At 67.0% G+C, this 8,855-nt stretch carries 7 protein-coding genes; 3 read left to right on the top strand and 4 right to left on the bottom strand.

Features of this window, described 5'->3' with window-relative positions; translation table 11 throughout:
- Positions 1-422: 422 nt before the first annotated feature.
- Complete coding sequence (locus FHS87_RS22605) at positions 423-1,400, bottom strand: Bug family tripartite tricarboxylate transporter substrate binding protein (RefSeq protein WP_184521977.1); 978 nt, start codon at positions 1,398-1,400, stop codon at positions 423-425.
- 97 nt (positions 1,401-1,497) lie between these two features.
- Between FHS87_RS22605 and FHS87_RS22610 the strand changes: the two genes are divergently transcribed.
- Positions 1,498-2,427: a LysR family transcriptional regulator gene (locus FHS87_RS22610; RefSeq protein WP_184521980.1), complete on the top strand. Its 930-nt coding sequence runs from the start codon at positions 1,498-1,500 to the stop codon at positions 2,425-2,427.
- Between the two features lie 338 nt (positions 2,428-2,765).
- Here FHS87_RS22610 and FHS87_RS22615 read toward each other — a convergent pair whose 3' ends face one another.
- Positions 2,766-3,587, bottom strand: a complete 822-nt coding sequence (locus FHS87_RS22615; protein WP_184521983.1) for an IS5 family transposase — start codon at positions 3,585-3,587, stop codon at positions 2,766-2,768.
- A 257-nt stretch (positions 3,588-3,844) separates the two neighbouring features.
- Between FHS87_RS22615 and FHS87_RS22620 the strand changes: the two genes are divergently transcribed.
- Both FHS87_RS22620 and FHS87_RS22625 read left to right on the top strand, forming a co-directional pair.
- On the top strand, positions 3,845-4,966 hold the full coding sequence (locus FHS87_RS22620; protein ID WP_184521986.1) for an aminotransferase class V-fold PLP-dependent enzyme: 1,122 nt from the start codon (positions 3,845-3,847) through the stop codon (positions 4,964-4,966).
- A gap of 19 nt (positions 4,967-4,985) precedes the next feature.
- Positions 4,986-6,455 (top strand): pyridoxal phosphate-dependent decarboxylase family protein, encoded by a 1,470-nt coding sequence (locus FHS87_RS22625; RefSeq protein ID WP_184521989.1) that lies wholly within the window; start codon positions 4,986-4,988, stop codon positions 6,453-6,455.
- A gap of 615 nt (positions 6,456-7,070) precedes the next feature.
- Here the strand turns inward: FHS87_RS22625 and arsC are convergent.
- Together arsC and FHS87_RS22635 are read right to left on the bottom strand one after the other, a co-directional pair.
- Positions 7,071-7,508, bottom strand: coding sequence for an arsenate reductase (glutaredoxin) (gene arsC, locus FHS87_RS22630; protein WP_184521992.1), 438 nt, complete (start codon positions 7,506-7,508; stop codon positions 7,071-7,073).
- Positions 7,505-7,861, bottom strand: a complete 357-nt coding sequence (locus tag FHS87_RS22635; RefSeq protein WP_184521995.1) for an ArsR/SmtB family transcription factor — start codon at positions 7,859-7,861, stop codon at positions 7,505-7,507. The genes arsC and FHS87_RS22635 overlap by 4 nt, the downstream gene beginning before the upstream one ends.
- Positions 7,862-8,855 lie beyond the last annotated feature (994 nt).

An 8,855-nucleotide genomic window follows, 5' to 3' on the forward strand; every position in this document is an offset into this window, starting at 1 on the left:
CAGGGGCGCTCGCTGACAAGATCAAGCACGAAACGCCGATCTGGCGGCAGCTGGTGGAGGCCTCCGGCGCGAAGCTCGACTGATCGCGCAAGTCATGGACCACAGCAGCGGCCGGGCACAAGTCCATGCGTACCGTGGCCGGCCATCTTTGAACGTCCGAGAAGGACTCGTACTGGTGCTCACCGCCGCCCAGGTCTGAACGGCGGCGCTGCCACGATGGATGCCTACCGCGGCAGATGGCGTACAGCAGAGATAGCCGCTCGCACCCCGAGTGCCGCTGCGCGCCCTTGTTGAATAGTGGAAGCAGATCCCCAACCGCTCGAGAGCGGACATCACCGACCGAGCACCGGCCTGTGCTGCGGCAGTCAGGCCAACCTTCCGGCATTCAGGTCTGGGCCTTCCGGGCTCAGGCCCTGGACGGGTCACCCCGCTCGAATGCCTGCGATGCGGATGATTTCAGCGTAACGCGCCGTCTCCGAGACAACGAACGCGCCGAACGTCGCCGGAGACCCCGGCATAGGGCTGCCGCCCAGCCGCCCGAGTTCCTCCCGGACCGCATCCTCGGCGAGGCCTGCATTCACCGCAGCGTTCAGGCGTGCGACCGCCTCCGCCGATGTCCCCCGCGGAGCGCCGAGTCCGAACCAGGACCCACCCTCGTATCCCGGCATTGTCTCGGCGACCGTCGGCACCTCCGGCAGCACCCCGGCACGCGCCGGGCCTGTCGTCGCGAGAGGGATCAGCCGCCCGGCCCTGACATGCGGCATGGAGGAGGGCGCGGGATCGAACATCACCTGCGCGCGCCCGTCCAGCAGGTCGGCAAGCGCCTGCGCCGACCCGGGATAGGGCACCAGGGTGAAGCGCACCCCGGCCATGTGCTGGAACAACTCGATCGCGACGTGCTGCGGCGTCCCCGTCCCCGCATAGGCCACCCGCAGCGCCCCGGGATTGGCCCGGGCATGGGCGATGAGCTCAGGCACCGACCGCACCGGAACGGAGGGGTGCACCTCCACGATGAGCGGCACGCGCGCGATACCCGCGACGGGGGTGATGTCGCGCACGAAGTCGAAGCCCAGGTCGGGGAACAAGGTTGTGTTGATCGTGTTCACCGGCCCGCAGAGGATCAGCGTCGCTCCGTCCGGTGCGGCGCGGACGACGTCCTGGGTTGCATTGTTCCCGCTCGCCCCCGGGCGGTTCTCGACGGTCACGGGCACGCCGAGCCGGGCCGAGAGGGGCGAGGCGATGATCCGCGCCGCGATGTCGAGCGGCCCGCCCCGCGGGAAGCCGACGATGATCCGCAGCTCCGCCACGGAGAGAGGCTGTGCCCGGGGACGTGGCGGCAAGGTCAGGGCAAGGGCCGCCCCTGCCGCGAGCCGCATCAGCGAGCGCCGTTCGATCCTCATTTCGCGCCTCCCCGCGCCGGGAACCAGAGGTCGAGATTGATGGCGCACCGCCCGGTAAGCCATGCGGGAGTGAGGACGATTTCGATATGCTGGGCGTATGACGCTGGACCTGAGACAGCTCCGCTACTTCGTCGCCGTCGCGGAGGAGGGGCACATCACCCGCGCCGCCGAGCGCCTCGGCATGGCGCAACCCCCGTTGAGCCAGCAGATCAGGGCGCTCGAGGAGCGGCTGGGAGTGCGGCTCTTCCACCGCAGGGCGCGCGGCGTGGAGCTGACCGAGGGTGGAGCGGCCCTCCTGGAGGAGGCCCGGATCATCCTCGCGCGCCTGGAGCAGGCCGAGCGCAGCGCGCTCAGCGCCGCTCGCGGGGAGCAGGGACAGCTCCGCGTCGGCGTCGCCCCGACCGCACCCTTCCACCCCTTCGTGCCGCAGGTCATCCGGGCTTTTCGCGAGGCCTATCCTGGCGTGACCGTGACCATGGACGAGTGCCTCAGCCGACAGGCCATAACGGGCCTGAAGGAGGCAAGGCTCGACGTTGCTTTCGTCCGCGCTGAGATCGAGGACCCCGACCTGACCGTCTATCGCCTGATCCGCGAGCCGATGGTCGTCGCCCTTCCCGCGGCACATCCCCTCGCGGCGGGTCCGCCCACACCCAGCTCCCTGGCCGCTTACGCGGACGAGACCTTCATCGCCTTCGCCCGTGTCGAGGGGCCCGGCATGTTCGACGCGACCGCCACTGCCTGCCTCAAGGCCGGTTTCTCCCCGTGCATCGGGCAGGAAGCCCCGCGCATCACCTCAACCCTCGGCCTTGTTGCGGTAGGCCTTGGCATCGCCATCGTCCCGGATTCGATGCGCCACGTCCAGATGGACGGCGTTACCTACCGCCAGTTGCTGGAGGAGGACCGCCCGGTTGTGCCGCTCGACCTCGCGACGCGCCGAGGTGCAGCCTCGGCCGTCATCCGGAACTTCACCGATCTCGTTCGACATGCGGCCAGGGAGCACACTGCCGGAGGAGCAGCGACAGCCTGACATCCGCGATCGGATGTCCGCTTTCCTGCGGTCCTCCCGAGATGTCGGACATGCCGCTTCGGCCAGATCCTGCGGTCCAATTCGACAGGGCGAGAACCCGGGAAGGTTCGGACGCAGCGCCAGTTGCAGCTACCTCCCCCTGCCCCATCAGGCACGAGATCCGGGGATTATCCCGCCCAAGTCGCAACAAAGGGCGGTTGCGATCAAGCCGCGCCTTCCAGCACGACCCGGAGGCACGTAGCAACGAACGCTTCCTGCTCGAGCAGCATAAACGTTTTGGACCGACCGCCTTGGCTTCGCTTCTGCTGCACCGGTGAACTTAGTGACCGTTTGAGAATTCAGCGGTGGGCAACCCTGCGGAGGAGGAGGGCGCCCATGGCGACGTGGATCATGGCCTCGGACACATCGAGGCGTCGCTCGTAGTCCCGCACGAGGCGGCGCCAGCGGATCATCCAGCCGAAGGTGCGCTCCACGACCCAGCGGCGTGGGAGGACGTGGAAGCCGGTCTGGTCGGAACGCCGGACGATCTCGACGACGAAGTCGAGGAAGGCGGCCTTGTCCATCAGCTTCGTGCGGTCGTAGCCCGCGTCGGCGAACAGGTGCTTCAGCCAGGGCCAGCGCTTTCGAACAGCGGCCAGGATCGTCTGTGCGCCCGCGCTGTCCGAGACGTCGGCAGGCGTGAGGTTCACCATCAGCAGCCGCCCCTCCGTGTCCACGGCGACGTGGCGCTTGCGTCCGACGATGCGCTTGCCCCCGTCGTAGCCGCGCACCTTGGCAAAGGGTGCCTTGACCGTCTGGCTGTCCAGCACGCCGCCCGAGGGGCTCGCCTCCCGCCCCGCTGCCTCACGGTCCAGCATCAAGGACACATCGTGGATCGTCCTGAACAGCAGGCGCCGGACGAAGCGCCTGAACCACCAGTACACCGTCTGCCAGGGCCCGAAGTGGACCGGCAGCATCCGCCAGCCACCGCCCGAGCGTGCCAGATAGCGGATCGCGTTCAGCACCTCGCGCAGGTCCACCAAGGGCTTCCTGCCCCGCCTTGGGGGCTTCGGCATCAGCGGCTCGATCTGCCACCACTCCTCATCCGTCAGATCAGACGGGTAGCGCTTGGTCTTGCGGGCAAGCTCGGCCATCCGGCGGCGCGTCTCTCGGGTCCACATCCCGAGCTTGAATCATCCAACCCGCGCCCTGCCAAGCCATTCTCAAACGGTCACTTAACGGTTGAGAGGTCAGTAAGAGCTGACCGGAATTGAGGCTGCTCCCTGGGGCGACGACGACGAGACAAAATTCCGGCCGTCCCTGAGCGACACTCTTGCTCGACGTGAAAACATCCCGCCGCTTACAGTCGGCCACCGTCAGCAATCTCCCAGACTATTCAGAAATTGCGGGGATGCCCCAACGCGCCGGGAGGAACAGCATGTCGCCTGAGGAGATGGAGCGCCTCTTTCCCAACCTGCGCGGCACAACCTACATGAACACGGCCTCACTCGCGCCGGGTTGTGGACCTGCCGTCAATGCGCTGACGGCAGCGGCCAACGATTGGGCCCGCGGCCGCCTTGATTGGGCGGAGGCCGAGCGTGCCGGCGAGGAGGCGCGCGTCCTCTTCGCGCATCTTGTCGGCGGAAGGACGGACTGCGTGGCACTGGTACCGACAGCCAGTGCCGTAGCAGGCTTAGTGGCCGCTTACCTGCCCAAGCGCTTTCCGGAAGGCGGCACGATCCTCGTGGGAGAAGAGGAGTTCACCTCCAACCTCTTCCCATGGCGTCTCCTTGAGGCGCGCGGGTTCGCGCTCCGCACCCTACCTCAGCGGAACGGGGGGGTACCGGCAGAAAGCTTCGAACGTGCCGCGGACGGTGTAACACGGCTGATCGCCGTTAGCGCGGTCCAGTCCGCCACCGGCTATCGCGTCGACCTCAACCACCTGCGCGAGGTAGCAGACCGCTCCGGCGCCCTGCTCTACGTGGACGCGGCGCAAGCAGTCGGCGCCCTTCCCCTCGACGTCACCTTGCCCCGCATCGATGCCTTGGCGGCTCCGAGCCACAAGTTCCTGCTCGGCACTCGCGGCATGGGATACGCCTACTTCGAACCCTCCCTGCGCGATGCCCTCGAGCCGCTCTGGGCTGGCTGGAAGGCTGCGGCAGAGCCGCTCACGAGCTTCTATGGGCCTGAGATGACGCTGTCCGCCACGGCATCGCGCCTGGACATGTCACTGGCCTGGATCAACGCTCTGGCCGAGCGGGAGTCGATGGTCGTGCTTCGCGGTCTGGGAGCCGCCCAGGTCCACGGCCACAATCTCGGCCTCGCCGCCCTCATGCGCCAGTCTCTGCTGGAACGTGGTGTGCCTTTCCTGGACCACGGAGCGGAGCACGGCTCCACCATCTTCGCCTGTGCCCCGCGGGGAGCCCTCGTCGCGGAGCGCCTCCGCGAGGCCGGGGTGGTCGCGGCCGTACGGGCCGGGCGTGTCCGCCTGTCACTGCACCTCTACAACACCCCCGAGCAGGTGAGAGGTGTCGCCGCCCTGCTCGGCGATCTGCGCTAACGGAAAGGAAGCCCTGTCCATGGCGATCTCTCCCAAACCGGAGACAGATGAGCTTGCGCGAGTCCTGCGCACGGCAACGCATGCTGCCATCAGCTTCAGGCAAGCCCTGCCGGAGGGCGCCCAGAGGCCGGAGGCGAACTATGCTGCGATGCGCAGGGCATTCGATAGGCCTCTGCCCGAAGTGTCCGCGACCGACCACCAGGCCCTGATCGAGGACCTCGCCGCGCGTGCGGCGCCGGGCTTGCACGCCACCACTGGGCCACGCTTCTTCGGATGGGTGATCGGGGCCTCCCACCCGGTGGGGGTCGCGGCCGACTGGCTGACCTCGGCCTGGGGGCAGAACGCCGGGAATCATGAGGCAGCGCCGGCGGCGGCGGCCGCTGAAACCACGGCGGCACGTTGGCTACTCGAACTTCTCGACCTTCCATCCACCTGCTCGGTTGGCTTTGTGACCGGCGCGACCGTCGCCAATCTCGTTTGCCTTGCCGCAGCCCGCAGCGCCGTTCTGCGGGCAGCCGGATGGGACGTTGAGGCGGATGGGCTTGAGGGCGCACCGTCGGTTCGCGTGCTCATCGGTGACGACGCACACACCACGGTCTTCCTGGCGCTGCAGGTCCTTGGCTTTGGCCACCGCCGCGTTACTCGGATCGCAACCGATGCTGCCGGGCGCATGCAAGCAGACTTGGTGGCCGCTGCGTTGGCAAAGGACAGCGGCCCCTCGATCGTCGTAGCGCAGGCTGGCCAGATCAACACCGGTGCCTTCGATCCCTTCGCCTCCCTCTCCGCCGCAGTGGCCTGCCATCCCCGTGCCTGGCTTCACGTGGACGGCGCCTTCGGCCTATGGGCTCGCGCCTCGCACGAAAAGGCGCATTTGGCACAGGGGATCGACCTTGCGGACTCCTGGGCTACCGATGGGCACAAGTGGCTGCAGACCCCCTATGACAGCGGCTACGCTATTGTCCGTGACACCGAGGTCCACCGCCGTGCCATGACAGCCGCAGCAAGCTATCTGCCGGCCGAAGCCGAAGGCGAGAGGGACCCTTCACGCTACGTTCCCGAGCTCTCGCGAAGGGCGCGCGGCTTTGCGACCTGGGCCATGATCCGGGCTCTGGGCCGACAGGGTATCGCGGAGATGGTGGAACGGCACTGCGCATTGGCCCAGCGCTTTGCTGCGGCGCTCGCGACGGAGCCCGGCATTCGGATCCTGAACGAGGTCGAGCTGAACCAGATCATCGTCCGGTTCGGCACCGATGAAGAGCTGGAGCAAGGCGACACGATGACCAAAGAGGTGGTCGCGCGGTTGCAGCAAGAAGGCGTTCTCTTTGCTGGTGGTGCGCAGTGGCGCGGCCGCACGGTGCTGCGCCTCTCAGTGATCTCCTGGCCAACCACAGAAAAAGATGTGGATCTCTCGGCGCAGTCCATCATCGAGGTCTGGAGAGAGGTGAAACGGCGAGATGACAAGCAACCACGAACCGACAGTCCAAAATAGCAGGTCTCAGTGCTGCCAGATCCGGCACGCTGAAGAGGAATCGTTGTACCCGAGTGGCTGTAAGCGGAGCGGGTTACGCCTGGATTTCGAGCGTTCTCCGGCCAGTGATGGGGGATGCGGGTTGGAGTCCCTGCTCGGCCGAGCCTGGGCTAACTCGCGCGACACGCGGATGCTCGTTGCGACGGAAAGCCCGTGACATGATGTCCTCCGGAAGGGGAGCACCATGTTTCCCAGCCTCCGCTCCCGCACCTTGTGGGGCCTCCTTGGCATCCTCGGCGTCGCTGCCGGTTACGGCCTCCTGGACCGGCTGACCACGCCCTGGGCGAACCCGTTCTCCTCCGCCGGTACCCTCACCGGTGAGTGGGGCCGGCACGACCCGTACCCCCACGGGCCGCCTCCTCCGCCTGTGGCTCTCGATCACGCTTCATAGCCGTAGCTCCAGCTACCGCGGCAGGGCTTGCCGGCCCTATGGAGAGGGGTTGGCTGTCACCTGCGATGAGCAGAGCCGTTTCTGCACCTATCGGATTACGGCCACCCAGAGGGTGAGGTAGCGCTCGAAGGTGCCCATCGCCGCCCGGCGGCGCCGGATGGCGGCCTCGCCCTCGATGGCCGCGCTCATGCCGCCGGATCCTTGGAGACGCGCTGCCCGTCCGCGCCGACCACTGCCTCACCATCCTCCTTGGCGAAGGCGCCACGCTGCGGGTTCGGCAGGATGTCGAGGACGGCCTCGGACGGCCTGCACAGGCGCACGCCGAGAGGCGTCACGACGATGGGCCGGTTGATCAGGATCGGGTGCGCCATCATCGCGTCGAGCAGCTGGTCATCCGTCAGCGCCGGATCGCTCAGGCCCAGCTCCGCGTAGGGCGTGCCCTTCTCGCGCAGCAGGGAGCGGACCGGCACGCCCATGCGCCGGATCAGGTCGGCCAGGACATCCCGGGCCGGCGGAGTCTTCAGGTACTCGACCACCTCCGGCTCCTCGCCGCTGTTCTGGATCAGGGCCAGGGTGTTGCGGGAGGTCCCGCAGGCCGGGTTGTGGAAGATCGTGACGGTCATGCCGCAGGCTCCGGAGAGGGGCAGGCGCAGGCCGAGAGGGCGGCGACCGCGGGGGTGCAGACCTCCGGGTGGCCCTGGCAGCAGTCCCGCATGAGGAAGGCGATGAGGCCGGACAGGGCGTCGTAGACGGCCGAGTACCGGATCGACCGGCCTTCCCGGCGCGACTGCACCAGCCCGGCCGCCTCGAGGTGGGCGAGGTGGAAGGACAGGCGTGAGGAGGTGGCGCCCATGGCCTCGCCGATGGCGCCCGCCGCCATGCCCTCTGGTCCCGCCGTCACCAGCAGGCGAACGATCCGGAGGCGCGTCTCCTGCGATAGGGCGCCGAGGGCATCGAGTGCTTGCGGCTCGTCCATTACCCCTCAATATCTCAAGACACATTGACATAAAAGAGGGAAGATGAACGCGCCTGCCCTGTCCATGACGCTCAGCATCCAAGGGAACACCCTTGTCGGTGCGGTGCTGGATGCGCCGGCGCCCCACGGGCCGCGCCGCCTGTCATCAGCTACGACGGGCGGCTGGTCCTGCCGGGCACCATATCACCGAGGCGAAGGCCGGGTCCTTTGTTGCACTGAACTGCGGTGGTAATCTGGACGCTTTGCAGGAAGCGATCCCGCAAATGGAGGACCTGCCCGCCTCGGCCGAGAAGCCGGACCACATGGAGATCGGCAAGTTCCTCGCGATCTTTAAGCGACTGGCCGCCTACCTTTCGAGATCGGGTCGCCTAGCTGCCCCATGTTGATCTTCAGCGTCGAGGCTGTCCGGATCTAGGCGGCCCGGGCCTTGATCGGATTCCACGCTCCTCCCGCAAACTGCGGCAGCGGGCAGAGCTAGAAATGCTCGAGGCCGCCACGGCCTGCTGCAAGCCTCCGAGCGGGTGCTACTGACGGCAGCCAATACGGCGCACACCTGGAGAGGATAGGAAACAAGGAGTGTAATCCAGCGCATGCTGACGGGCAATATAGGCACGGAGATGGTAGAGAACACTTCTTTTCTACCTTAATCGGAGCAGTTTGGACGAGTTGAACGCGTTCAACCTGCTCCTCCTGCAGACGTCATCCGAAGCTCCAGCAGTATCTTCCTTGGTGCCACCTTTACGGATGGCGTAATGTGGAAAATCCCACGCGGGCGTCGTGAGTGAGCCGAAATGGCCTCAGCAGCTAGCTGCAGTTGGCGGCTCAAGTAGTCTAGTCGTTTCTGTACGACAAACGAGAGCGACGGCGTAGATACGATGAACTGAACCACGACTGTCCTGATACCAACCGCCTCAGAGTTTGACCTGTGCCCAGGAGCGGCGCGTGATGGTGGCGATCTGGTCTGGCGTGCGCATCAGCGTGGACCAGGCGTGGC

It is taken from the genome of Muricoccus pecuniae (genome assembly GCF_014199205.1).
GTDB classification, from domain to species: Bacteria; Pseudomonadota; Alphaproteobacteria; order Acetobacterales; family Acetobacteraceae; genus Roseomonas; species Roseomonas pecuniae.